Here is a 26,273-nt window from a genome sequence, read left to right on the forward strand (position 1 = left end):
CCCTTCCTTCCATTATAAAGAGCACATGTCAACAAATGTTTTCTAACTTGTAAACAAATTGTTTCAAAGTTTCAGCGCAACCTTTAGTTTGCTTGGCACCACAGTGCTTACCGACACCACCGGAAAACACGGAAGCCGCCAGTTTGACTATTATATCCGTGGCGGCTTCCTGTGATTCTTTTTTATCAGTGCACTCCGTTCAATCTTGTAAACCTTAGATCGGAAATGTAAGTCCCGTAATTAGTGGAAGCAGGATTTCTACCCACTACCCGGAAGACAAACCGGTGTACGCCTTCGGCAAAATAATGATCCGACAGGTTGACAAACTCGCCATGCCCAGCGGTTGGGCGATAGAAATCATACTGGCCAATCGGCTGACCGTTGAGCAAAATTTCCGAAATAGCGCCATAAGGAGCGACATAGCCTTTGAAGGCAAGACGGTAATTCCCTTCTTCCGGCACATGCAAATCAAAAGCGATATAATCGCCTATTTTGCTGCTAAGATACAGGGTGCCGTAGCTGTTTTGCCGGTTGTAAGTCGTTCCTTGGGCAACCTCGGCTACCACCCAAGACCATTGCTCGGGATCCAGCTCATGGAAGACATCCGGGAACAAGCGGAATTCGTGGACCTCCCCTATCGGTTCTTTCATGATGTTAAGCGTCAGCTCAGCGGTTCGCGTGATACCGGCCAACACCACCACTGCCGAGAGGGTAACTTCCCCCGGGGCTACCGCGGTAACTTTACCGTTGGCATCGACTTGGGCAAGCGCCGGATCGGAACTGCTGTACATCACGTGACTTCCCGTCCAATCGCGGTTCCAGCCTAATGACAGCTGCGCCTCCATTCCTTCGTATACATTATAGCTGTCCGCCAGCAACACCAGCAGCTCCTGTTCAATCTCTCCCTTGTATACGAGACGGATACTGGCCGGATGAAGATGGTAGCCGCTTGCGGCGGCTGACTTGCCAATTCCCTCCCAAGTCAGCTCATGCTTTCCTTCTGTTAAATCGAAGGTGCCTAGTGAAATTTCCGGCCCAAGAATGTTCGTCTCGGCATAAAAATCGTATTGGCCTGCTTCCATATCATTCAGCTTAACGGCTGCCAGCCCCCCGTTTCCGGTCTGCTTTCCGCTGATCCTCACTTCATAGCGGGCATCAGCCGGCACCTCGAAGCCAACGGTAACATAGGCTCCGGGTTCTGTGCCGCGCAGGGAGAAGCTGTCTGGCTGAAAAGTGAGAGGTACGGCTGGTGAACGGCCGGTAATGGCCCAGCCGTCTCCCTCGCGGGAGTTGAGCAAGTACTCCCGCGGCCCGTTGATTACGGTCACCGGTACCGGAGAGTCGACCGCGTACGAGCCATCGTCCCGGCGATCCAGCCGGATGGAGACCGGTATCGTGAAGTGATCTCCAGGTTTGATATCATAGATGAACAGCTCGTCGCCATCAGCGAACCCGCTCACGCTGTCTACCTTTAGTCCGGCGTAGTCGGCAAGCACCTCCTGGATTTCGGCAACAGCGCCGTTTTCGCTAACGACCCTCTTCCCTGTAAAATAGTCATTCGGTCCAAGCCGCGCCACATTTCGCGAATAGGGAAGATTGACTCCGTTAGGAAGAACTTGCCCGGACGGGACTCCTTTGACCAAACCGGTTGCCAGGAGAAAGCTTCCCGGCTCAAAGTACAGGCGGTAATGGGCTCCTTCCCGCTCTATCCTTTCGATCGTATAAGGGGAATTGCGGGAATATTCCGGGCTATCGAACAATATCTGGCGGCCGATCAGATAAGCGGAATCCACCAAATCCGCAGCAGACTGAACCAGCAGCGAATGCTGCTCATCATTTACCTCGAGTATCGTTCCGGACAATTGCGCAGGGGCTCCGGTTATGGCCAGATCCCCGATAGATAGATGCGTTCCTTTCGTCAGCTGCAAGCTGGTTACGACGCCATCCCGGCTTCGCACGACAGCCCATTCAGCATCCGTCGACAGTTGCTCATTATCTTCATCCGCTGCTTGAAAAGTATAGCCGTCCACCGTGCTGAGGAAGTAATCCGTCGCTTCCCCATCCGATACGGTTAAGGCAACCGGAGCGAGCGGCCCGCCCGGATGACCGCTTACGGCAAGCGGCTTGATATCCCGCGGCTGCATTGACGGGGGTCCTGTTTCGATGACACTCACATACTGGCTTGCCGCCAGTCCCTTGTCCCTGGCCAGCAAATAAGGGACTCCATTCTCCATTGGCAAAGGCCCTCTGGCGGTTATGACCTCACGGTCCTCCTGCGGCAGCATTGTCAGCTTCAAGCGGGCTTGCGGAGAGCTCCAGGAGGCGCTCCACTGGCCGTTCGCCTGCGCATAGCGGGGATTGCCGAGAAAGCCATAGCCATTGGCCGGGGGCGGATTGAAGTAATAGTTCTGATTTTCGAATCCGGTAATAAAACCGTCTTCGCGAATCTTATCACCCCAATCATACCTTGCGCTGGCCACTGAACCCGAGCGGGGCTGCGACAGCTCCAGTCCTGCTGTTTCAAATTGATTACCCCGGGAATGGAAGGAATAGTCGCGTACCGAGCCTCCGTTCACCCGGAAAATGTCGATCAGGTAAGAGGACGATTCAGAGCTATCCACGACAGCGAGCAGCCGCCGGTAAAGATTGACATCTTCATGGGCGTAAGCACTTTCGTCGGATACGTCGACGACGCGGACTCCCGGTCCTTCAGCAAAGAAGTTCATGCTTCCGCCGGCCGATGCCGCGGAAAGCTGAGTTTTCTCGTTCACAACTGTCGTCAAATGAGCTACAGGCTGATACTGCCAGCCGACCCGATAATGGGCGCTGCCATAACCAGGATCAAATGAAAGCTCCCTTCCCTGATCGTAAATCAGAATACCTAACTGGTCGTATTGCCCATGGTTTAAGGAAGCGCCGTAACGGAGAAAAGCGCCGCGTTTGTTCTCATCTTCCCCTGTCCTTAGAAACACCAGACCTTTGCCGCCGAACCACTCCGAGGCGCGTACCGCAGCAGGCGCAGATGGATCGCCCTCGTTAATTCCGCTGAGATGGAATACGCTCCATGGTGTGGTCAGCTTCAAATTGGCATCTCCTTGCGCCATTTGATGGAGTTTATCGGCATATTCCGCTTTCTTCAGCGGATCGGCCGCCCGCACATAAAACTTTAACAGCATCGAGAAGGCGAGCGGGTTGAATTCCGTTACGGTATCGGTTTTGTTGTCCACATTGCTGTCGCCGTACAGGGCCAGCCTGCCCGCTATCGAATTCCGCTCCCAGTAATCGACGTAAAACTTCTCGAATCTCGGATCATCGTACAGCCTGACTCCATTAGGCAGGGAAGGCGTCCGAACATAATACAGCATCTCCGCCATCTTGATATATATATCTTGGGCTGCCTGGCTGTACGAAGCCGCCGTTTCAAAATAATTGCCGTCGCGGTCTATGTTGTTGGACATCATTTTCTGAATGGACGTAGGCCCATCCCAGGCCCAATTGACATAGGATTCTATTCCGAGAAGCGATCCGACAGCCAGAAGTCCCATATTGTAGTCCGCGGTTCCATTATGCAGCTGATCGACAAAACCGCTCAATTGAGATTCCCGGTAACAGTAATCGGCAGCGTTCAAGAGCAAATTGTAGACTGTGTTTTCTTTTACCGTGACTCCCGGAACGGTCTGAGAAGGCTCGTTAAACGCTTCGCTGTTCCATAGCAAATCGACCGCCTCTACAAATTCGACCAAGCTTCTGGCCACCTGATATTTCGGACGCTGCAGACGCCCGCCTTCCTTTCCCGGAGCCAGTCCGGGATAGTCCAGCGGCCCCTCGATAGCAGCCGGATAAATGGCTGACAGTTCATCAAGGAACAATGCTGCCTTTTCCGCATAAATCGGGTCTTCGGTAAAAGCATAGGCATAGGCCAGTCTGGGGAGCGCTCTTTCGATCTCCTGGATAACGAATCCATTCCAGCGGGCTGCGAAATAATAGCGTTGTCCCCGCTCGTCTACCCAGCCCTGCCCGTCATCCGGATAATCGTCATTGGGCAGGATGAGGCCGCTGGCGCATCGTACCTGACCTGGTGCCGACCAGCCGATCGGAGTCATTCTTGTTCCATCTGGACAAATATTCGTTGCCATATACGTGTAATACGATCCTGCTTCAGGAATCAGGGAACGCAGGTCAGCTTCCTCGAGCGAGAACCAGGGCTCCTGGTGAAGCTGGGCAAGCAGATTGCTTTCCACCTGTCGGGCCCACTCGGCTTCACCTTCCAGATTAAGCCGGGCGATATCCAAATTGTCCGGATTGTAAAACACGCGGGGGTGCTCCAGCTCCAGATCCGGCTGCAAGTGGCCAGGGACCGGCCATAGTGCACCTTGCGAGTCCAATGCCGGCTGTTCAAACTCCGGGGTCACCGGGCTGTAGCTGGAGCCTGTTACTGTGTTTTCCGCGGTCCAAGTCCGATCTGTCCGATCAGGCCGTTCAAGCTGCTCGGAAGTGTAAGCGCTCGGCTGGAGCAACGGATTTTGAGGTGAAGAAAGCAGTTCGGTTCCACTTGCAGTCGCATCCAGAGGAAAAAAAGAAACAAGCTGTAAGGCCATACCAATCAAAAGCAGCTTGGACAGGATTTTTCTCGGTCTCGTTATTCGCATTCCACTTAACCTCCCTCAGATATTAACCCTTATCACACAATGTAAGGGTTTTCAAATTGCGACAAACCGATGTTGCCAATGACTTGAACCAGCCACCCGCAAATGAACGACTGCGTGGATCGCCCTCCTCACCTCAAGTAAATGGACAGTAGGCAAGCTCCAATCCTGCTCATCAACACCGCCTCATCCCGGAATCTGATTTATATACCCAGCTGTCCAGAAGCGTAGCGGACGGTGCTATCCAGTGAATAGAATTGTAATATTATAATGATAAGTTCACTGTACTAATTAATAGTTTGCATAAAATCGGCTGGCAAATCAAGCAAAATTTCAGCACCCTCTCCTCACACGGAACACAAAATAAGCTCCATCATCTTAAGGACGGAGCGAATTGGCCAGCACCCTTTTTACATAAACCTCGCTTTTCATGATCTCACTATTAACATCTTACATATTTGCGTTTGAAACCAATTCTCCCCCGGTCCACTTCTTTTTGAATACTTTCGTAAGCGTTTAGGAAGCTGCTTTTTTTCTTGTCCCGTTTGACTTCAACTATCCCTACTTCCTTTGCAGTCTGGACTGCCTCATCATGTAGCGGCAAATAGGAAACCCCGACAGTGTATAGAAAATTATTCATAGCCGATTTCGTACGTTCTGGCGATTCATGAATCGAGCTTTTTACAATATCCAGCATATTGGAAATTCTGGTTTCGGAAAATTCATGATCTTGGCGATTTCCCAAAAGCCAGCAGTAGCAGCACCAGCCGCCTGACATCCTTAGCTCATTACCACTTGCGATCCATTTATCGGCAACGTCTTGGGCAATATCTGACTCCGATAAAGTTACGGCGACTACATAATCGGACAGCATATAAAAATAGGCTCCATCCATCCAGCGATCGTAATCGGACTCATTCATTGCTTTGGGATCGGCAATAATGCCTGCAAAGTACATGGCATCATAGTTGCCTGTGGCATACAGCTCCTCGGCCAAAGGCTGATTGATTTTTATTTTCTTAGCGATTGGTTTCATAGCGCCAGTAGCCACGCCAAAAAGCGGCTCGTGAGCGCCATTGCTTAGATAAGTCTTTTTTATACGTTCCTTGCCGAGCGCTTCCAGCTCCTGCATAACCATTGCGAATTCCATGCTATCTCTTCCTTTCTTAATCAATCATGCACTCTTCCCTCTTCGACCTTGTACTATTATACTATTTTTTAGCTTTTTCCGTCGGTGAACTTGGGTGTAGGGCTGCACGGAATTTTTCTTGGCCTTTAAAAGGGGGCGTTCGTTATTTTGAAATACTTCTTCACGAATTCTCTACAGGCGTTGAACTACGCGCCCTTTTCCTCGACCGCCCGAATATAGTGCCCGTCCGGATCAAAGAAGGTGAAGTACCCGAAATCATTAGTAAAAACAGGTTCCTGCTCAATATGGGCGCCAGCTTGTATCATCCGTTCATGCAAAGCAAGCAAATCATTCGTTAACAGCTCTATCATCGTCACGTACCCCGTGCTGCTTGTGACAAAGAAAGGGCGGGGAAATTTAAACTTTAATGGGGTGACATCCTCCGGCCTTGCCTCCATCAGGAAAATACCCGGACCGTTCCCATTTTTCAGTCCAACATGAGCCTCTCCGAACGAATAATCGGCTGAAATCAAGTCATAGCCCAGTCCATCGCAATAAAAATCCACCGATTTTTTTAAATTTGTGACGGGAAGCCTCATGCAGCAGTAACCGATCACATCAGCACGATTCGTTTGTTTGTTCGTCATTCCAATTACCCCCCGAAATTTCATTTTATTTGTATGTACATATCGAATTCGCTAGCCTCATCTTCCCCCCTGAATCTTTCATCATAAACTTCAAAACATACTATGTCATACTGCTCATAATTCATCAAAGATAACCAGTTAATGATCATATCGAATGTCTCTTTAATCTTGCTTAGAGGCCCTTTGTGTGTCATACCTGCATACCGGCCAGCAGGGATAATATAGGAAAACATTCCTTCTGGAACAACGCTCAATGATTCAACCTGCACTCCTGCCAGGTAACCCGGCTCATTTCTTTTAATGACTCCAAGCGTTTCAATGCCGTTCTTTCGACCAGGAACCACTTCCATTCTATCCAACAAAACAGGCCAAACATCAATAGGATTAACCGGTTGGCCAATGCTTCCAATTCCAATTACTTTTTTCTTTAAATTCTTGAATGATTGGTTTCATATTCTGTTTCTCCATATATTTATTTGAGTTTCCATCATGTTTCAACTCCAGCTTATGTGACCGTTCAGTTAAAAATATTTTCAATGAATCCATGTTTCCGACCAGTAGCCCTTCATAAACTTCAGCAACCGCTCCAAGACCTCAATCCCCTGCGACTCCGCTTCTTTGGCTTCTTGAAGCAGATCTGCCGCCCGGTCCGCAACTGCCGGATCGTCAGGCCGCCCGCCATGCGGAAATGGGAATAGCTCTCGTATGTTAACCAAAGCAGCCGCCGACTTTGAATAATGCGCCGCCGCCTCTGCAGCCATTTTTCGAACCGTGCGCTCAACGACATTCTCACCATTCCAATGAATCACCAATTCACGCAGAAACTGTACTGCAAACTCGCGGGCATCGCTAATAACCGCGATATTATAGGCGTTGCCGAACGGCTCAGCTTTCCTCCGCTGCATACAGGAAATCCAGGCATCATAACCCGCAAGACCAATCATATACTTCCCCTCAAAAATGTGCTGCCATTCCCTCCCGCGTGCATGCTCCACGATCATGTCAAGCGCCATCCGAAGCGTTTCATATTTGGAATGCGGAAGACTTTCGCTTATTGCTGTAACCCATAACATATTTCGGCTCTCGACGAAATCAGAATACGACAAAGTGCCCTCTTTCGAGACATCCTTGGCGTGAAACAGCTGCTTTTCGTCATCGTAACCATAGATAAGTCCGAATTCCGGAATGAACAGATCAAAGCTGATGACCGGAATTCCATTGTCAATTGACTGTTGGATCAGGGCCAGCACCTTCTCCACCTTTTCCGGTGTAAACGGCTTTTCAGTGTCCGAGAGGCTGCTGATGAACCCTAAATTGCACAGATTTCGCCTGACCAGATAGCCGCCGGGAAACATCGTCGGACCTGCGACATCGATATGATCAGGATCAATATTGATGCGAAAAGCATGGCCGGTGATCCCCATCACATCCACTAATGAATAATGCTTCTTGTCGGTGTAGGCGACTGCGGCATGAATCACGGCTGCAGCGCTCGTCATAGTCTTTGTCCAATCTTTTTGTCCGCTGATTTCGCTCATTACATTTCTCCTCTCTTAAATCTGGGGGCTCTGCAATATATTAATCCGTTTCTGCCCCAACTCAGCGCGCTGCCGCACATACAGTCTGATCGTGACGCGGATACGCTCCCTTTGCACCTTGGCCCTTGAACGGGAAAGCAAATTGTAAACATTTGCCCTTGTTGTATCAAAAAGCTGCGCAATCTCTTCGGGGGAAAGCTCGCGAAAGAAATGGGCTTCAAAAATCTGCCGTTCGTGCCTGCTAAGGCAATTCAATAAAGAACTAAGCTGCTCCATCAATTCCTTGCGAAGTATCCCTTTGGCGGGATCACTGCCTTGCTGCGCCTCCTCTGCAGCAGAACGGGACATTCGGTACAGGATCCGATCGATATCCCCCCAATCCGTGGAATCTGAATCCCCGCAGTAGCCCGCATCGGAATAGCTGCTTTTCGCGTTGAACCCGGCAAACGGCTGCTCCTTGGCAAAAGGGCCGCCGCGGCGAAGCTTCATATACGCCTGATTACGGACGATTGTATGCAGCCATGGGAGAAATCTGCTGACATCCGTTAGGGTGCCAAGGTGCAGAAATGCCCGAATGAGCGCATCCTGTACGATATCTTCTGCAAGATAATCATCGCGGGCGATCGTATTCGCCCAACCATAAGCCTGTGCCCTATGGGTGCGCACCAACTCGCTGAATGCCTCCTGGTCGCCGCTCCGAGCTCGTTCAACAAGCTCCCGGTCTGCTTCCAGTCGAGCTTCATTCACGGCCGTGGCTACTCTGTCCAATCCTATGCTGGGTTTGGTCTCGATATTGAGCAATCACTGCACCTCCTTACCTCTATCAGATGCCAACGGAAGCTGAGATCTATCACTATTAAGAAAATAATACGCGGCAAAGCGTACTCTAATTTTTCCATTAAACTTTCAGTTCCCTTGCTGAATATCTCCTATTACTGGAAATCACGATACTATTTAATTCTTCATGTTAAAAATGTTTCCTTTATTTATAATGTTTTCGTTATAGAAATGACCTCTGTGTCATTATGCAATATAAAAAGACAACCCGATTAGAGGTTGCCTTTCAATCTTTTTATTCTCCAGCGGATTTCCAAAAAGCCTCGTTCTAACTTATTTTTTCTTTACAGGAACCCAAATTTCCAAAGTTGTGTCATCGCCTCTGACTATTTCAGGTGCTTCGGCCAATTCATAACCGGAGGTAGGGAACCATTCGGTGTACACCCGCTCCCAGGTCTTTAATAAGGCTTCTGGAATTTCTCCAGTTACTTGAAATACTGCCCAGGTTTGAGGCGAGATCTCCAACTGCTCAAGCTCTTTGGGGCATGGCTTAGTCGTAGCAGCAGCCACATAGTAATCGACTTCCCCATTTTTATTCGTCCGGCTAACATGAAGAGTGCCCGAAAAAGAAGTGTTATCATAAGGCTTAACTATTTCCTCGATTTCTTCTAATTGCTCCCACATGTTCGGATTGAATTCGTCTCCACCCGCTACCGTTTCCTTTTTTCCCACGACGGTAAAAGCTTCCTTCTCCACAATTTTGTAATTCATTTCTACATCTCCTTTAATCGCGAATTGAAAGGTCATCCTAGGAAATGCTTTTAATGATACGTTAGCGTTTTTTACTGAACTTGGCGTAACCCCATGCATTGCCTGAAATGCTCTGGCAAAGGAATCCGGTGAATGGTAGCCATACTGAATGGCAACATCTATCACTCTTAAGTTCCCTTTTTTCAAAGCGAAAGCCGCCAGAGTCATGCGTCTTCTACGGACATAATCTGCAAGAGTTATACCTGCTATGAACGAAAACATTCGTTTAAAGTGATGCTCGGAGAAGCAGGCTATTCTGGCTACCTCTTTGTAATTAATTTCCTGATCCAAATGATCTTCAATATAACTTATCGCTGCGTTCATATTTTCAAGCAGATCCATTAGAGCAACCTCCCTTCACTTTTAAGGCTAACAAAATGATAACACCATGATCTGATAAAATCTGTTCAGGTTTGTCGGGTCGGGTTGTTAAAATAATGATCGAATGCTGTTGAGTATCCTTGTCCTGTGTCCACCTCTGTTAGAGTAATGTCCCACAGCACGACTTTTGTATCCGGGTTTGGATCATCGTTACTTATTTTTATGGTAAGCTCTTCCCTTGAATACATAAACGCACCGTTTCCTTTAGCAATTCATCAAATGGACAATTACAATAATATATTATGGTTTTGATGGACTAAAGCTATAAAATAGAAGGAGTAGATTTTTATAAGGCCTACACCATTTTAATTAATGATGTTAATTCTTTACGCCGTTAATCCATCATGCTCTTTACTTCTATTGGGGCTTTAATGTTGCAACTTTAGCATTTGCTTGAAGGTTATACAATGGTAGAGAAGGTAATAAAAATGCGCACACTCCTTTAAAAATCGAGTGTGCGCTTATTATAAAACAGGGAAAGCATGCTTAATCAAACCGGATTTGCAGCTTCAAAAAGTCAGGATCGCGTTTTCCTCTGAAATAGTCTACTGCCTCCTGCATGGTCATTACTTGAGAAACAAGTGGCTGCAATTGAATCCTTCCATCCTTTATCCATTGAAAGGCTGACAAAAAAGTGCCATTAAGAGCCATGGAGCCTACAATGGTCCATTCCGAATGATATACTTTGTATGGATGGATCCGTATAACTGCGTCAGGTGCTGCAACACCAAACTGAAGGAATTTAGAGGAGCCGCCCATAAAGTCAAACGCCTTTTCGATAACGCTAGGAATTCCTGTTACGTCAACAACAATATCGAATCCATCCTCGTCTTCAAGAGAAAGCTCCTTCTCCAAATTTCCGCTTAACACCCCTTTGGTAGCTCCCAACTGCAAAGCCAAATCAAGCTTTTTTTGCGAAATATCGACAACAACAAGCTCTGATGCTCCCGCCTGAGCCATGGCCTGTACTAATTGTAGTCCCATAGCTCCTGCCCCGAACAACAACACCCGGGAGGCTACTTCCATCTTCAAGCGGTTCATCGCCTGAACTACGCAAGCCATCGGCTCGATAAAAGCCGCCTCTTCCTCAGACATGCTGTCCGGAATAGCAACCAGCTTGTCTGCAGACACCTTCACATATTCCGCCATACTCCCCTGAAGTGTTGTGCCCAACCCGCCAAATTGAATGCATAAATTCGTTCTATGAGCCCTGCAATGCCTGCATTTACCACAGCCGACACTTGGATCAGCGCTTACCCGGTCGCCAATGCGGTAATGCTCTACCCCTTCTCCCAATTCATGAATAACTCCTGAAAATTCATGTCCGGGAACAACCGGATATTCCAGTTCCATGTTTCCTTCAAAAATATGAATATCTGTACCGCATATACCTGCCCGTAACACTTTCACGGTCACTTCATTAGGACCGGGCTTTGGATAAGAAATCTCTTTAATAGAAATACTGTGGGGAGCATCTATAACTAGAGCTTTCATTGGAGGGACACCCCTTTTGACGGATTAATCGTAAACTCATTTTAAAAAGGCAGGATTGCTTCCATGCAGAGCCTGCCAAGCTACGGATAAACTGGCATAATCCCCAATCTCTTCTTTTAAAGCGGAAGGAACAATCTGGCACACACCTAAAGAATGGGAAAGTGTTTCTTTTCTTACTACTTCCAACATGTATTTTTCCAACAGTTCTTGCTGTCTAACATAAATGCTTCCTATTATTATCCTTTCGGGATTTAAAATATCAATTAGAATACTAATCCCTTGGCCTAGCTTTCTGCCGACGATTTCAAAAATTTTCAAGGCCAGCGGATCACCATCCTGGGCCGCCAAGCCGATTTTTTCAGTGGTCACTAATGGAAGAGTCTCGACAGTTGAACAAAAGGAAGGGGGATTTCCATGATGTATTTGCTCAATAATAAGCTCTTCAGCTAGCTTTGGTATGCTGCCCCCACTGCAAAAGCCGGCAAATGACCCCGTTTTCCCATATTCAAAAGGTCCGTCATTCTCTAGACGAATATGCCCAACTTCTCCGGCCATATCATTTGTTCCCGCGTATAGCTGTCCGTTTAGAATCAAACCGGCCCCCATACCAGTCCCGAATGTAAGGAAGATGACATTATCATAACCCCTGCCGGCCCCCCATTTCCATTCTGCAACTGCGCAGGCATTAGCATCGTTCTGAACTGCAGCCGGTACTTGGTAGCGCTCTCGTAATGGAGATAAAATATCATAATGGTTCCACTCCATTAGGTTTGGTGGAGACATAATCAAGCCCCGTCCACTATCTAAAGGTCCTCCGCAGCTGATTCCAATCGCGTCTAAACGGGAATACTTCTTTTCAGATAGCAATTGACCAATAGAGCTTATATATTGATCCATCGCTTTTTCCGGGTCCTGTGGGGTTGGGAACTTCTTTTTAGCAATGATTCTCATCCCGGTTTCATCAGGAATACCCAGACAAACTGCACTTTTGGTACCTCCGACATCAATACCCGCTAGAATATGCAATCTCGATCCTCCTGTTGAACATATCACTTGTTGACTTTTTCAATTGATTTAATGAATGATTTAATGAATGCTTAACGAACCCTTCCAACCGATCCTACTAGCTCCATCTTTTCTTTCACCAAATTTTTCAGCGCAGTCCGTGCTTCCGATAAATATTTTCTTGCATCGTCTACTTTCGGATTCTCTCCAATATACTGCTTCATGGTATTAGCATAAGTGTGTTTAATTTCTGTACCGACATTAATCTTAGACATGCCAAGTGCAACGCATTTCTTCAACTGGTGCTCAGGAATCCCGGAACCGCCGTGCAAAACGAGTGGAACCTTGACTTTGCTCGCAATTTGTTCAATCCGTGCAAAATCTATGTTCGGCTCTGCTTTGTAAATGCCGTGCGCCGTTCCTATGGCCGGTGCCAGACTGGTTATATCCGTCAATTCCACAAATTTCGCGCATTCATCCGGGTCAGCCAGGACGCTATCCGCTTCATCCACGACAATGTCATCCTCTACCCCGCCTACTTTACCCAGCTCAGCCTCCACGTTAATGTTCATAGCTCTGGCAACTTGAGCTACCGCTTTAGTCCGTCTAACATTTTCATCAAATTCGTACATCGAAGCATCAATCATAACCGAGGAGTACCCTGCACGAATACATTCGAGAATCAATTGATGATCTTGTCCATGATCGAGATGAAGGGCAACGGGAACTTTGACCTGGCCCATAGCTGTTTTAATCGCAGATACAATATAGTTCATTCCCAAATATTTAATCGCACTGGCCGTAGTCTGCACGATAACCGGAGCCTCGCATTCATCAGCAGCTTCGATTACGGCTTGAATCATTTCCAAAGTATCGCAATTAATCGCGACTACCCCGTAGCCCTTTTGCCGGGCTTCTTCTAATAAAGGAGTGGATGATACGATATTCATAATGATGACACCTTCCTTGTTGGTTTCGTTGGTTAATGCTGTATAGTCAATCACATGATGGATTGATATCTTGGCAGGCCATTCTTCATTTCCAGCTCTACCTCTCCTTGAATTAACGGAAGCGCATATTCTCGAAACTCGGCTTTAATTAAACTTCGCTCCGCGTCATACCATTCCAGAGGAAAGGGTCTTTCGTGTGAAGCAACATTGGCTAAAGGAACCTCCCCGAATGTGAAGCTTCCCTCTACCGGCGCGTTCAAGGAGATCATGCTGCCGGAAGATCCTTTTTTTAGCGACCGGACAGCTGCTTTCCCAACCTGGAAAGCTTCCTTTACATCTATCCCGGAAGCCACATGCATCCCGGTTCGCTGCCATATCGCAGGAACAACAGACCGCGAGGCAAAAGGAGTCTCCTGCTCAATCATTGCCGCCAAATAGGAGCCCACACCTCCAACACCAGGACGCCCTACCCTGTCTATTTCGCCTGAATAACCGACGATGTTTCCTTCATCATCCCTTATTCCTTCAGACACCACGGCAAGCGCATAGCCATAGGTTTCGTAAGACGTTTGAACATCTAGCAGAAAACGTTCTAGTGAAAAGGGAGATTCGGGAATATAGACGCGGTGGGGAACAGAATCCTCCTCCCCTCTAGCGAGAATGCTTGCAGCCGCCAACCAGCCTGTGTTTCTCCCCATTGTCTCCAAAATGGTGATTTTGTTATTGCCCCACAGACTCTGGATATCCAGCCCACACTCCAGGGTGCAGGTAGCGATGAATTTGGCAGCACTGCCATAGCCAGGCGTGTGATGGGTATGCATAATATCGTTGTCTATAGTTTTTGGGATACCGACCACACTTAGTGGGTATCCTGCCATGCCGGCAGTACGGTTCAATTGATCCGCAACATACATGGAACCATTGCCACCTATATAAAAGAGAAACCGGATATCGTACGCTCTCATATGATTGATTATTGTCTGAAAATGCTCCTCGGTAAGTTTATGTCTCCAAGTTCCAAGGGCGGCCCCAGGCGTCTTTTTTAATCGACCAGCCTCTTGAGGGGACAAATCAGACAAATCGACATAATCTCCATGCAGCAGTCCATACAGCCCTTGCTTCGCACCGTATAGTTTTCCAGAACTATTCATTGCCCGGATCTCTTCGATAATGCCGCATAACGTACTATTGATGACGGAGGTAGGTCCGCCGGATTGTACTATAAGGTAATTACCTTTCAATGTCCTAACTCCTTTCCCAGTTTTGCTGCAGGTACAGGGATTAATTAAGCCGGATCTCCCGACAGCAGCTGTTCCGAATAATCAAATAAATGTTCAATAACCATCGATGCAGCCCCAATAATATCTGCATTGTCTCCAAGCTCGGATGGAATAATGGAAATTTTGTCATAGAAATAATCCAGCACCCGTTCCTTCACGTGCTGTTTGACAATTTCAAGTGTTTTAGGATAATAAGCAAACAATTTACCACCTAAAATAATCGATTCCGGACTAAAATAATGAATCGTATTTGCAATGCCAACTGCAAGAATACGGGCTGAGTCTTTAATGACGTTAATAGCCAAATAATCGCCATCCAATGCCGCATCCGTCACGCACTTAAGCGTCAGCTCATCTCCCAACTGCTCGTACTTCTCCTTGTACGGCGTTTCCACCCCACGCTGCAGCTCTTCCTTGATTTTGCGTACAATGGCCACACCCGAGGAATATGCCTCCAGACAACCTTGATTGCCGCAGCTGCATTGAGGACCGTCCATGTTAATGGTCAGATGCCCAATCTCCCCAGCACCCTTATAAAACCCTCTGTAAATTCTGCGGTCGATAATAATACCGCCACCGATTCCGTAATTGACAATTAGGTTAACTACATTTTCTTTTCCCTTGGCGGCACCAAACCATAGCTCCCCAATTGCAGCAGCATTAGCATCTTTTTCAAGCAAAGTTAAGATGCCATATCTTTGAGCAACCATATCCCTAAGAGGAATGTTATTCCAATCCTTGAGCATAGGGGCGTTGAGGACAACCCCCTGATTGTGATCAACCGGTCCGGGAGAACAAATGCCAATTCCATAAATTTGATCCATAGATAGTCCGGAAACCTCGATAATCTCATCAATCACTTTGTAAACCTGATTTAAGATGGTGCTGCTGCCACTATCCGGGTCAATCTTAATGTCCCCCTTCGCCACCGGTTCTGCATCCAAATTAACAATCATTGCCTTCACATGATGAAGCTCTAGCTCAACAGCAATGACATATTTAAAATTCGGATTAAATTTAAGCAGGACCGGTTTTCGTCCTCCAACGGAATGGCCATACCCGGATTCGGTAATAATACCTCTTTGGGACAGCTCCGTTATAATGTTGACTACTGCTGGAAATGTCAATTTCGTTACCTCTGCAATCTGCACCTTCGAGACAGGCCCCTGGTTTCGGATTAGATTAAGCACTTGGGAACGGTTTAACTGTTTCATCAAGTTGGAATTTGCCGGAAAAGTGGAAAGATCCAAAATCAACGCAACTCCTTAACTTATTAAATTTAGTTTAATTATACACTCCATATTTTTCTTGTCAATCCTATTCTATTTTCATGAAAGAGTGCAGTTTTCCTAATTCTTTGTAGCGATATAAGGAAATACATAGTAATTATGGATTTTTTATACTAATTAAATTATTAATTTTGGCAGTTATATTAGTGAAATTCAAAAAAATCTTGACATTCTTTGTTATATGCCACGATAATAAAGTAAATTGAGTTTAATTACTAAGCGGGTCCCATACACCTGTTGAAAGAGGTGATATAAGTCTTTTAGGTAATCAGTTACTTAGATGTTTTCTGTTTAGTACGTGTAAGCGCAATCAAACTTAAGCTAATTACTTTATGAGGTGGAGTCAATATGAAAAAAACAGGATTAGGCTTTGTTGCATCTATTATGTTGATCAGTACTGCATGTGGTTCGAGTCCCTCACAGGGTGGCCAGGAATCGGAAGGTTCGGACGTTGAGACTATTACTTTGCACGCAGCAGTCCAAAATCACTCTTCTGTTGAAGCCGTGCAAGCGCTTCTAAATGAATATGAGGCTGATAATAACGTTAAAGTTGTGTTTGATGTTCTTCCCCAAGAGGAAATCTTCAGCAAAACGGAATTAGCATTAGCTTCCGCTTCCGATCAATACGACATCATTATGACCGAGAACATGTTTATTCCGAAATATGCGAGAGCTGACTGGCTGCTCGACCTTAATGACTATATTGAATCTACCGGTTTGGATATGGAAGACTTCTCCCAAGGTTTTCTTGAAGCTTTAAGCAGTAATGGTTCGGTCTATGCTATTCCTTTTTATGGGGAATCATCGATGCTGATGTACAATAAAGAAATTTTTGAGGAAAATGGCATTACTTCCCCCCCACAAACAATTGATGAGCTGGTCTCTATCGCTGAACAGTTGACGAAAGACGGCAAGTACGGCATAGCTATGAGAGGGCTGCGTGGACAAGGAATGAATGTCTACACCTGGGCTGGTTTTTTCAATGCCATGGGCGGTCAATGGTTCACTGAGGATGGTCAACCTAACGTTAACAGCCCTGAATCTATTCAATCTGTTGAAATCTATGCAGACCTGTTATCCAATTACGCCCCTCCTGGCGGTACTGAATTTAGTTGGGACCAAGTCCAGTTGAATGTGCAGCAAGGTAATGTGGCGATGGCCATTGATGCAACCAATTTTGCGTCAAGGATTGAAGATCCGGATAACTCTACAGTAGTAGGTAAAATTGGTTATGCCAGTGTACCAAGCGGCCCCGCCGGATCTTTCCCTAGCGTGTCGACTTGGGGTATGGCCATCCCGAAACATGCCAATCATCCGAAAGAAGCCTTTGATTTCATTTCTTGGGTAACAAGCAAAGAAATTCAATTAAAAACAGCTCTTGAAGGGAACCGTGCGGATGTTACCCGCAATTCCGTATTTGAAGATCCTCAATATATTGAAAGATATAATTATGATGATGGCAATTGGGTAGACGTCACGTCACGCGCTTTCAATGAGAGCTATGCCAACTATCGTCCGAGAATTGAAGAATGGAATCGCTTTGGAGATCTGCTGGGAATTGCCTTAAGTGAAGTAATGGCTGGCCGTTCTGCGGAAGAAGCTTTAAATAATGCACAGAAGGAAATAGAAGGATTTCTACAATAGCTCAATTATTTCATTGAAGCCAACCTGAATTGTTGATGTCTTCGCTTAAGGAGGATCCCGTATTGAATTTCAGAAAAAAAATGCTTCAAGTCCTAACCCTGGAATCCCCGGCACCGCATCGTATTTTGTTGGCTCCTATGGTGATTCTACTATTTACGATAACGATCATTCCGACTTTGTTCGCCGTCTATACGAGTCTGCACGATTACCGCTTAACGGAGATCGACAAGCCTTTTGTGGGACTGAAAAATTTTTCAGATGTTCTGACTGACGGCAGGTTCTGGAATTCTTTCTTAAATACTGGAACCTATATTATAGGGGCTTTGATTCCACAGTTGATCATCGGCTTGAGTCTCGCCCTGCTGATGAACAAAAATTTTAAGGGCAATAAAATAGGCAAGTCCTTATTCTTGCTGCCCACGATTACAACACCTGTCGTCATTGGCTTGATCTTTATTATGATGCTTGATCCACAGTTTGGAATCATTAATTATTTGCTGACGTCACTGGGATTGCCCATGCAAACCTGGCTGTCCAACCATAATGCAGCCATTTGGGTACTAATCGGCATTGATATATGGGAATGGAGTCCATTCGTCGCTCTTATTCTATTTGCAGGCCTTCAATCGCTTCCGCAAGAACCGTATGAAGCGGCAAGTGTTGATGGCGCAAGTCGATGGCAGTCGTTTTTCCACTTAACTCTGCCCTTTTTATCTCCTTATATTATTATCGCATGTATTTTCAGATTCATGGACACATTTAAGTGGTTTGATACGATTTATGTGATGACGAAAGGCGGTCCAGGAACTTCAACGGAGACGATGAATATGTATGCCTACATGACCGGCTTCCGTTTTCTCGATATGGGGCACGCTGCTGCAATCAGTATCATTATGCTGATTATGATCATTGTCCTATCACAAATCATTGCCAAAAAATCCAACATCTTGAGGTGAGAACCGACAATGAATAATAGAATACTGGAGCGCTCCGTGTTGCAAGTGATCTATTGGCTGATGGTTCTGGCCTTTGCCTTTCCGATTTTCTGGTTTATTCTAACGTCTTTTAAAACTAGAGTAGATGCCTTCAGCTTTCCGCCAAAGATACTATTCACACCAACTCTGGATAATTTCCAAAGTGTACTTGGCAATGCATCATTCATCCATAATTATATGAATAGTATAATTATTGGAGTATCGACAACATTACTGAGCTTGCTGTTTGGACTCCCTGCAGCTTATGCTCTCGCCCGGTTTCATATGAAGAAGAAAGAAAATCTCGCATTCTGGATTCTTTCTATTCGTATGGCGCCTCCAATTATGGTCATCCTACCCTTTTACTTGATCTTCCAGAGACTTGACCTGTTGGATACTTATATTGGGCTCATCTTGGTCTACCTAACCATCAGCTTGCCGTTTGTCGTCTGGATGATGAGGGGATATTTCGAGAGTATTCCCGTCGATTTGGATAATGCGGCCCGAATTGACGGAGCGTCAAGACTAAAAGCTTTTTTGATGGTAGTCATTCCTTTGGCGTCACCTGGAATTGTTGCTTCTGCTATCTTTTCATTTATTACTGCCTGGAATGAGTTCATATTTGCACTGATCCTTACCGGGAATCAAACCAAAACTACCACGATAGCCGTCACCGGCTTTATTTCACTGGAAGGCATCCGTTGGGGGGAAGTCGCTGCTGCAGGTACTCTTGTTTGTCTCCCAGTAATCTTGTTTGGGCTGGTCATTCAAAAATATTTGGTTAGCGGCCTAACGATGGGTAGCGTAAAATAGATAGTACAGTATAAATTAAACTCTATTTAATAACTCTATCTGACTGGGAGGGTATTTCTATGCTGCAAGCTAACCTATTTCGTGATTTCGAATTTGAACTGGAACAATTAGAGGAACCTCAACCGGACTCTGATGGTATTGTCATTAAAGTAGAAATAGCCGGAATATGTGGATCAGACCTGCACGCTTTCGAGGGCAAGCATCCGTTTGTTAAGCCTCCCATTGTCATGGGACATGAATTCTCCGGAATCATCCATCAAATCGGAAGAGAAGTAGCCGACTCATCTTTACAAGTGGGTCAAAGAGTCATTGTAGAGCCATCTATCACTTGCGGACAATGCTATAACTGTCGAACAGGACGTTACAATATTTGCGATCATCTAAAGGTCATTGGCTGTCAGATCAAAGGAGGCTACGCAACTTACGTAAAAGTTCCTGCCGCGAATGTAATTCCTCTTGACGATAGCCTCACTTATGAGGATGGAGCCATGATTGAGCCTTTAGCTGTTGCTGTGCATGCTGTTGAACTGGGTAAGGTTAAAGCCGGCGATCATATTGTGATTATCGGCGCTGGAACGATCGGATTACTTGTCGCCCAGGCAGCCAAGGCCAAAGGAGCAAAGGTGGCCATTAGCGACCTTCAAGACAGCCGACTTGCTATTGCACGACAGCTAGGTATCGATGTGCAAATCAATTCGGGCAAAGCTTCCATAATAGATGGGCTAAAAATGTTTGCCCCCGATGGCGCGGATATCATCTTTGAATGTGTCGGCAAAGCCTTTACCCTCCGCCAATCGGTGGAAATTGCCCGCAAAGGCAGCCGCATTGTCATAGTGGGTGTAGTCGAAGGCGATGTATCTCTGCCGGTTCATTACATCCAGGACCGGGAGCTTGAGCTTTTGGGAGATCTTATGTACACACGCAAAGATTTTCAGCAAGCTTTGGAGCTGGTGCAGAATAAGGAGGTCCTTCTCGACCCTTTGAAAACCAAAACATACATGCTGAAAGATATAAACGAAGCCTTCCGCTATGTGTTAGATAATCCTGCCGATACATTGAAAGTATTTCTGAAGATTAGTTAGAGAACTCTATACCAACGATATGGCCTATGACTTGGACAGCTTACTCCATGTTATAGGCCATTCTTTTTAATACCCTACATGTATTAATGACTAATTTTAAACATGCCTTGTCATGAAGATTTCCGATGAAGTATACTCCATGTATGGTACATTCAGTTATAAAGAAGTTTAAATTATGATGAAAATCGAATGGATATCGTCTAACTCTAACTCAATTTAAAGGAGTGTTAAAACAATGATTAGTAAACTTGGACAAGTTATGTTGTATGTGAATGACCAAGATAAAGCACGGGCTTTTTGGACAGAGAAATTAGGATTTACCGTACTTTCCGAAGAGGATAACGGTCAAGGAATGAGATGGATTGAAGTTGCCCCTAACGGCGCAGCCACAAGTATCGTTCTCCAAAACAAGGAACTCGTTGCTAAGATGGAACCTGATATGAATCTCGGCACTCCTTCTTTAATGTTTTTCACGGAAAATGTCGATCAATTACATGTCGACCTATCCAACAAAAATGTCAAAGTCGGAGAAGTCATAAGTATGCCTTCCGGGGAAAAAGTATTTAATTTTGCAGACGATGAAGAAAATTACTTTGCTGTAATGGAAAAAAATTAAATGTGTAATGATTATAAGTGTACAAGCGGCCGACAGGAATCGGCCGCTTTTTAATTGTTCATATATCTCTCATAAGCTGCATTTGCAATCTCCATATACTTATCAAAGCCCATTCTTTCAATGGTAGCTATATAGCTGTCCCATTCACTAAACGGGGTGTCACCTGCGATAAATTTGGATTCCATTTCTGCCATATATGTGTGAATATCAACGGCTACTGAAGCCATAAAGTTGTTTTCTTCAGCTGTATAGGTAAACGGATTCCATATTTCTTCCGGTGCGTAAGGCGCCGCCTTCTCCCCTGTTTCCAGAGCGTTCGGATACGATTCCGCCCCCATGAAATAATGATCTTGAACGTAACCCGGATAGCTGCCGCCATTCCAAGTAAAATACTTATTTCTTGCCTGGCTGACTGTTAGACCATTAGCATTGTCCGTAATATCTTTTACGTAATCCCACGTCCCATCTTCCTTATACTCGAACGTCTCGCCTTCAATTCCTCTGAAGTAGAAGTCTGCCCCCTCATCACTGAAGAACCAGTCTATCCAGCGAACCGTTGCTTCCGGATGCGGATTTTTGTCCGTAATGACAAATGCCCCGATCCAGGCTAAAGGAGCTTTTACATGCGAGTACAAACGATCACCGTAAGGACCTTCCAAAGCACCGAGCCCCACATAATTATCTAGATTAAACGCAGTAATGGGATTGGTTGTAATAACTGCGCCATAAACTTCTTCAGCCCCTTTTTCTCGAAAATTACTTTCTTGTATAGTAAAAATCTCTAGATCCAGCAAGTTTTCTGCATATAATTGATGAATGAATTCCAGCATTTCCCTGTATTGATCGGTTGTTCTATAAAATCGCAAATTATTAGTGGCAGGGTCAATATCGAGATATGCGTTGCCGATTCCTCTCGTTCCCAGTCCCCAGGCTCCCTGAAGATGATATTTTAAAGTATTAAAGCCAACGGCTCCAAAGGGAACCGCGCTGCCACCGGCGAGATTGGAAGCTTGCACCGCCTTCAAAAATTCATAGAATTCATTTATCGTCCGCGGCTCCTCCAGTCCAAGCTCAGCCAGCCAATCCTCATTAATCCAGATTGGGGTTCCAATCAGCATAGCCAAGAAATCTGGTGAATAAAAGGATGGGAATGAATAGATATTGCCGTCAGGCATAGTTAGCCCTTTTTGCAAATCGGGGTGCTGTTCCAGCAGAGCTTTGAAGTTAGGAGCATACTGATCGATCAGATCATTAAGCGGAATAAATGTCCCCCGCTCTCCGTACTTCATTAAATCGGCTGCAGGTATACGTGCGCTATAGAAAGCGTCGGGATAATTACCGCCAACCAACATCAGATTCCTTTTTTCATTAAGACTATCAAACGGAACCAACGTAAAGCTAATGTTCATGTTCGTTTTCTTTTTATACATCTCCCAAACAATCGTTTCCTCAAAATTGCTGCTGTTGGATGGAGCTAATCCTGTAAAAAACTCTAAGCTGATATTTTCCTCTACAATAGGAAAGCCCTCGGGATTCAATCCTTTGGCTGCTTTTTGTTCTTGAGCAAGGGTTGAACTCTTACCTTCCCTCCCTCCTCCCTCGCCTCCGCTAATACCATTCCCGCCGCTGCATGCCGATATAGTCAGCACTGCCATTATAAAAATAAGATAAGAAATTTTATTATAAAATGGATTCATACAAAAATGCCCACCTTTATTAAACTTCATTCTTGTTGTTCCAGGCATCGCTTTTGAAGAATAATAATCCTTCCTCGTATGAATCCATGTTAAGATATTCGAGGTGTTATGAATAGCTCTTATGTGCATCTTTAACTATTGTTTAACAACCGACAACCACTTTTTGCGAGATCAATCTCGGTCGCTTTTCTCACATTGAACATTGAAAGTTTCGCTGCAATTGTCAGACTGATCCGTTTATTAACGAAAAATAGGCGGTACGGGGGGCTGATTACTTCTGTCCGTTATAGTTAATTCGTGATTATCATTTGCTGTGGCAAAAAATACGTCAGACAATTTGATCTTCTTGCTCTTTAATTGTTTGTTCAGCCATTCCTCCGTTAAATTAAGAGTTTTCAAGGCCTCCCTTTCAATCCTTCCTTCCATGATTACCGGGTAAGCTATCCCAGCAGCCTGAACGGCAATATTCAAATCACTTCTTGTTACCGCGGACTTCTCTGTTTTCTTAAATGCTGTCAGCTTTCCATTAGCTTCAAGTACAGCGGTATCAACCTCTGAAATATCAAATATATCTACTTCCCTTAGCATTTGCAGGACATTATCGATTGGGTAACGTACCTTCTTCATGTTTTCCACAATAAAGACTCCATCCTTAATAACGACGATTGGTTCAAAGGATACTAACTTTCCGAATCGCCTGCTCCGAACAAGAAATACGGAATAAAGCTTTTGCATTAAACCAATGACGATAAGGGCTATCGCTGTATGAATGTGTTCGATTTTAGGGTCGGCAATGTCGGCTCCCACTATGGCACCGAGGGCTATTATGATTAATAAATCAAAGATAGGCAGTTCACCAATCGATCTTCTTCCCATAAAAAGCGTAATAAACAGCAGAAGCGGAAAGATTGTAAAGATTCTCCCGATGACGATCAACCCGTCTTTAGCAATATGCATCAAGTTTAAGTCCATGATTTCCAACTCCATTCACCTTAAATTTACATGGCCTACACACCCGTTCCCCTAGCTTTGTCTTGACCTATAAAAATAATTATTTGTTTCAATATAACCATTCTTGGCTTACCTAATCCAAATAAAGGCGATTATGACTAGCTCTTAATGCTCATGGATATAATATCGCTTGAGTGAATACTTATGTCAGTTCCTGTCTTCAAAAAAAACGAAAAAAAGACCGCTTCAGCAATCTCCCTTGCTTAAAGCAGTCCTTAGACTTGTTATGAAGTTGAGACGAATCCCGGTGATTCTTGAACGCCGATTCCCAGTCGCATATCGGATTTGCTGCATAGCCTTTCCGAGAGCAGAGTCCCCTCCCCATCCAGCTCAAACACCGCACGAAAAGGGAAATACTGACCATACCGGAAACGAAGGTCAGTCAGGATGACCCTGATTCGGTTATCATGCACCTCGACTTCACGATAAATATGCTTGGCGATTGAGAAGAAGGTCTCGGAGATGTCCCTATGGCTTATCAGCCTTGTTAACGGCTCAATATTCACTCGAACGGACGGTTCAGATGCAGAATTTAGCTTCATGTCCTCTTCGAATCGTCCGTGACGGATCGTCCCCAGACGAAAGCCGTCCGCTGTTTCAATAACGGCCTTCCAATTAGTAAGGTGAAAGGTCGGCATGAGACTATAACGGGCATTGGATTGCCCCTTAATTTCACGTGCAACGACCAGCTCCGCCTTACGCCGAAATAGGCATCTGGCAGCAATATAAATAACGGTGAATGAATTGATACCAAGAAACAATGGGCCAGGCGAGGCTGCGCCGCTCCACCACAACACAAGTCCGAGCAGCTGAGAAATGAACAGAACCGGATCGAATACCTGGAGTACGTCGAAGCTTAACCGTTTTTTAGAAAAAGGCAGAAGTGGTACCGCACCGAATGTATTAAGTATGTCAGTTCCTACGTGGACGAGAACTGCGGCAAAGCACCATAGCCATACAAGTCCCCACGGGATTCCTTGAAATGTGAGTGATAACCCAAACGTTATGAAGGTGGGCCATACAAACCAGGCCGGAATTGAGTGAGTCCAGCGCCGGTGGTTTTTCAGGTAGGCGGAAGTTCCTTTTATTTTGTATAAAAAGTCTGAATCCGGGGCTTCGGAAGCCACCACGGTTCCTATCGTAATGGCCAATCCGAGAGCTGGATTAGCCGCAACCTCTGGGGACAAATGGGCCATTGCTCCCAGTCCAAGACCGATAACAAAATGGGTTGCTGTATCCATTCATGATTCCTCCCTATTTACAGATTCGTCATGATAACAACAACTCATTATACGTTGATTTTACTATTATGAATAGTATATTTTTTTGGTAATCAATCCATTACTATCAATCGACTACTATACCATCGGAGAGACAACACTTGCCAGTTCCTCGAATCCGTTCTGGTCATGAAGGGCACGAGATATTTCATTGCAGCGTACAATCTTGTTATCTTTAATTTCAAAAATGGCGATAAGCTCAATTGATCCGCGCGCTCCGCTTTTTTTGACCACATCTACGGTGTACCGCAATGCCAAAGTCTGCAGCTCTTCATCGTAAAGGGCATCATAAAACGGAGAAACAGCGACTTGGTCCACTATAGCTTTTAACGCAGCAAGGTGATTCTTAAATCCTTCCATGTCTACCTTTTTGCCGTCGGTTACTTGATAGTAGTCCTTATCGAAATACTCTGGTATTTTATCAAAGTCAAAATTAACAACAATATCTTTATACATTTGTGAAAGAAAACGGATCGCTTCCTGCTTGTTCACTCTAGTCAACTCCTCTTTTTATTTCTACGTATTTTGGATTACGACATCATCGACCATCTTTTTAGAAAACGAATAATAACGTCAATTTCGTCATCATGGAAATGACTGAACAGCTCGTGGTACTTTTTTTCAGCTTGGTTATGCATCTTATCATGCTCGGCAGCTAGCTGCTTCCCTTGATCTGTCACTTCATAATAAATTTCTTTAAGATTGTCTGCTTTTTTTGCTGTTACGACTAAATTGTGCTGAATCAATGTATTTACGGCTTTAGTTATCGCGGCTTTAGATAAATTAAGTTCAGCTGCTAGGGATGTATTGTTCATTTTAAAAGGAAGACGCTTAATTAACGACAGGATGTGAAGCTGAGTTACGGACCAGTCTCTAACTACCCCGGAACCGGCAACACTTTCGGGCCGCTTGCTCCGATTCCGCAAATTCTTTTCTCTATTCATGATAAAGGATTGGACTGCTTCAATAGCTTCTGTACGTTTTTGGGAGCTAATATAAATCACCACGCATTAAAAATATTGTTAACCGTTTAACAATTATAGTTTACCAGTTAACAATAAAAAGTCAATAAGATATTTATCCATTGACATGTGGATCATTTATTTTTATGTAATTTGTGGATTTTTACGGAACATTTATGGTTCTTTTGATGATCGATTATGGCCTTTTTATATAACATTTATGTGACTTTTTATGTACCTCCCTCAAT

General features: G+C 45.2%; 22 protein-coding genes. 5 read left to right on the top strand and 17 right to left on the bottom strand.

Annotation, left to right across the window (positions count from 1 at the left end; all coding sequences use genetic code 11):
* Positions 1–185 precede the first annotated feature (185 nt).
* From PSHG_RS01305 to PSHG_RS01360, 12 genes are all read right to left on the bottom strand, one after another.
* On the bottom strand, positions 186–4,649 hold the full coding sequence (locus tag PSHG_RS01305; RefSeq protein ID WP_010268314.1) for an Ig-like domain-containing protein: 4,464 nt from the start codon (positions 4,647–4,649) through the stop codon (positions 186–188).
* Positions 4,650–5,088: 439 nt separating this feature from the next.
* Positions 5,089–5,796, bottom strand: a complete 708-nt coding sequence (locus PSHG_RS01310; protein WP_010268317.1) for a DNA alkylation repair protein — start codon at positions 5,794–5,796, stop codon at positions 5,089–5,091.
* A gap of 185 nt (positions 5,797–5,981) precedes the next feature.
* Positions 5,982–6,422 carry a VOC family protein gene (locus PSHG_RS01315; protein WP_010268319.1) on the bottom strand — a complete coding sequence of 147 codons (441 nt, stop codon included), beginning with the start codon at positions 6,420–6,422 and terminating at the stop codon, positions 5,982–5,984.
* Between the two features lie 20 nt (positions 6,423–6,442).
* The gene (locus tag PSHG_RS01320; RefSeq protein ID WP_148497604.1) at positions 6,443–6,772 is read right to left on the bottom strand and encodes a GyrI-like domain-containing protein; all 330 of its coding nucleotides are present in this window, start codon (positions 6,770–6,772) and stop codon (positions 6,443–6,445) included.
* Between the two features lie 183 nt (positions 6,773–6,955).
* Entirely contained in the window at positions 6,956–7,960 is a 1,005-nt protein-coding gene (locus PSHG_RS01325) for a hypothetical protein (RefSeq protein ID WP_026021119.1), read from the bottom strand.
* A gap of 15 nt (positions 7,961–7,975) precedes the next feature.
* The gene (locus PSHG_RS26315) at positions 7,976–8,761 is read right to left on the bottom strand and encodes an RNA polymerase sigma factor (protein ID WP_052310040.1); all 786 of its coding nucleotides are present in this window, start codon (positions 8,759–8,761) and stop codon (positions 7,976–7,978) included.
* 309 nt (positions 8,762–9,070) lie between these two features.
* On the bottom strand, positions 9,071–9,889 hold the full coding sequence (locus PSHG_RS01335; protein ID WP_010268325.1) for an AraC family transcriptional regulator: 819 nt from the start codon (positions 9,887–9,889) through the stop codon (positions 9,071–9,073).
* A gap of 525 nt (positions 9,890–10,414) precedes the next feature.
* Positions 10,415–11,422, bottom strand: coding sequence for a zinc-dependent alcohol dehydrogenase family protein (locus PSHG_RS01340; protein ID WP_010268328.1), 1,008 nt, complete (start codon positions 11,420–11,422; stop codon positions 10,415–10,417).
* Positions 11,423–11,458: 36 nt separating this feature from the next.
* Positions 11,459–12,448 (bottom strand): ROK family protein, encoded by a 990-nt coding sequence (locus PSHG_RS01345; protein WP_010268331.1) that lies wholly within the window; start codon positions 12,446–12,448, stop codon positions 11,459–11,461.
* A 71-nt stretch (positions 12,449–12,519) separates the two neighbouring features.
* Positions 12,520–13,377 (bottom strand): class II fructose-bisphosphate aldolase, encoded by an 858-nt coding sequence (locus tag PSHG_RS01350; protein WP_026021120.1) that lies wholly within the window; start codon positions 13,375–13,377, stop codon positions 12,520–12,522.
* Positions 13,378–13,427: 50 nt separating this feature from the next.
* On the bottom strand, positions 13,428–14,618 hold the full coding sequence (locus PSHG_RS01355; RefSeq protein WP_010268338.1) for a diphosphate--fructose-6-phosphate 1-phosphotransferase: 1,191 nt from the start codon (positions 14,616–14,618) through the stop codon (positions 13,428–13,430).
* 44 nt (positions 14,619–14,662) lie between these two features.
* Positions 14,663–15,907 carry an ROK family transcriptional regulator gene (locus tag PSHG_RS01360; RefSeq protein ID WP_010268341.1) on the bottom strand — a complete coding sequence of 415 codons (1,245 nt, stop codon included), beginning with the start codon at positions 15,905–15,907 and terminating at the stop codon, positions 14,663–14,665.
* A gap of 387 nt (positions 15,908–16,294) precedes the next feature.
* Between PSHG_RS01360 and PSHG_RS01365 the strand changes: the two genes are divergently transcribed.
* From PSHG_RS01365 to PSHG_RS01385, 5 genes are all read left to right on the top strand, one after another.
* Positions 16,295–17,590, top strand: coding sequence for an ABC transporter substrate-binding protein (locus PSHG_RS01365; protein ID WP_010268344.1), 1,296 nt, complete (start codon positions 16,295–16,297; stop codon positions 17,588–17,590).
* Positions 17,591–17,652: 62 nt separating this feature from the next.
* Positions 17,653–18,546: a carbohydrate ABC transporter permease gene (locus PSHG_RS01370; RefSeq protein ID WP_010268346.1), complete on the top strand. Its 894-nt coding sequence runs from the start codon at positions 17,653–17,655 to the stop codon at positions 18,544–18,546.
* Positions 18,547–18,555: 9 nt separating this feature from the next.
* A complete protein-coding gene (locus tag PSHG_RS01375; RefSeq protein ID WP_010268349.1) occupies positions 18,556–19,377 on the top strand; it encodes a carbohydrate ABC transporter permease in 822 nt (273 codons plus the stop codon).
* Positions 19,378–19,436: 59 nt separating this feature from the next.
* On the top strand, positions 19,437–20,459 hold the full coding sequence (locus PSHG_RS01380; RefSeq protein ID WP_010268351.1) for a zinc-dependent alcohol dehydrogenase: 1,023 nt from the start codon (positions 19,437–19,439) through the stop codon (positions 20,457–20,459).
* A gap of 235 nt (positions 20,460–20,694) precedes the next feature.
* Complete coding sequence (locus PSHG_RS01385; protein ID WP_010268354.1) at positions 20,695–21,075, top strand: VOC family protein; 381 nt, start codon at positions 20,695–20,697, stop codon at positions 21,073–21,075.
* Positions 21,076–21,125: 50 nt separating this feature from the next.
* Here PSHG_RS01385 and PSHG_RS01390 read toward each other — a convergent pair whose 3' ends face one another.
* The 5 genes from PSHG_RS01390 to PSHG_RS01410 form a co-directional block, all read right to left on the bottom strand.
* Positions 21,126–22,772: an extracellular solute-binding protein gene (locus PSHG_RS01390; RefSeq protein ID WP_010268357.1), complete on the bottom strand. Its 1,647-nt coding sequence runs from the start codon at positions 22,770–22,772 to the stop codon at positions 21,126–21,128.
* Between the two features lie 240 nt (positions 22,773–23,012).
* Entirely contained in the window at positions 23,013–23,744 is a 732-nt protein-coding gene (locus PSHG_RS01395; protein ID WP_010268360.1) for a DUF421 domain-containing protein, read from the bottom strand.
* A 263-nt stretch (positions 23,745–24,007) separates the two neighbouring features.
* On the bottom strand, positions 24,008–25,024 hold the full coding sequence (locus PSHG_RS01400) for a metal-dependent hydrolase (protein ID WP_010268363.1): 1,017 nt from the start codon (positions 25,022–25,024) through the stop codon (positions 24,008–24,010).
* 117 nt (positions 25,025–25,141) lie between these two features.
* On the bottom strand, positions 25,142–25,555 hold the full coding sequence (locus PSHG_RS01405; RefSeq protein WP_010268365.1) for a nuclear transport factor 2 family protein: 414 nt from the start codon (positions 25,553–25,555) through the stop codon (positions 25,142–25,144).
* Positions 25,556–25,593: 38 nt separating this feature from the next.
* On the bottom strand, positions 25,594–26,007 hold the full coding sequence (locus tag PSHG_RS01410) for a MarR family transcriptional regulator (RefSeq protein WP_010268368.1): 414 nt from the start codon (positions 26,005–26,007) through the stop codon (positions 25,594–25,596).
* Positions 26,008–26,273 lie beyond the last annotated feature (266 nt).

The sequence above is a fragment of the Paenibacillus senegalensis JC66 genome, from assembly GCF_000285515.1.
In the GTDB taxonomy this organism is placed as follows: Bacteria; Bacillota; Bacilli; order Paenibacillales; family NBRC-103111; genus Paenibacillus_L; species Paenibacillus_L senegalensis.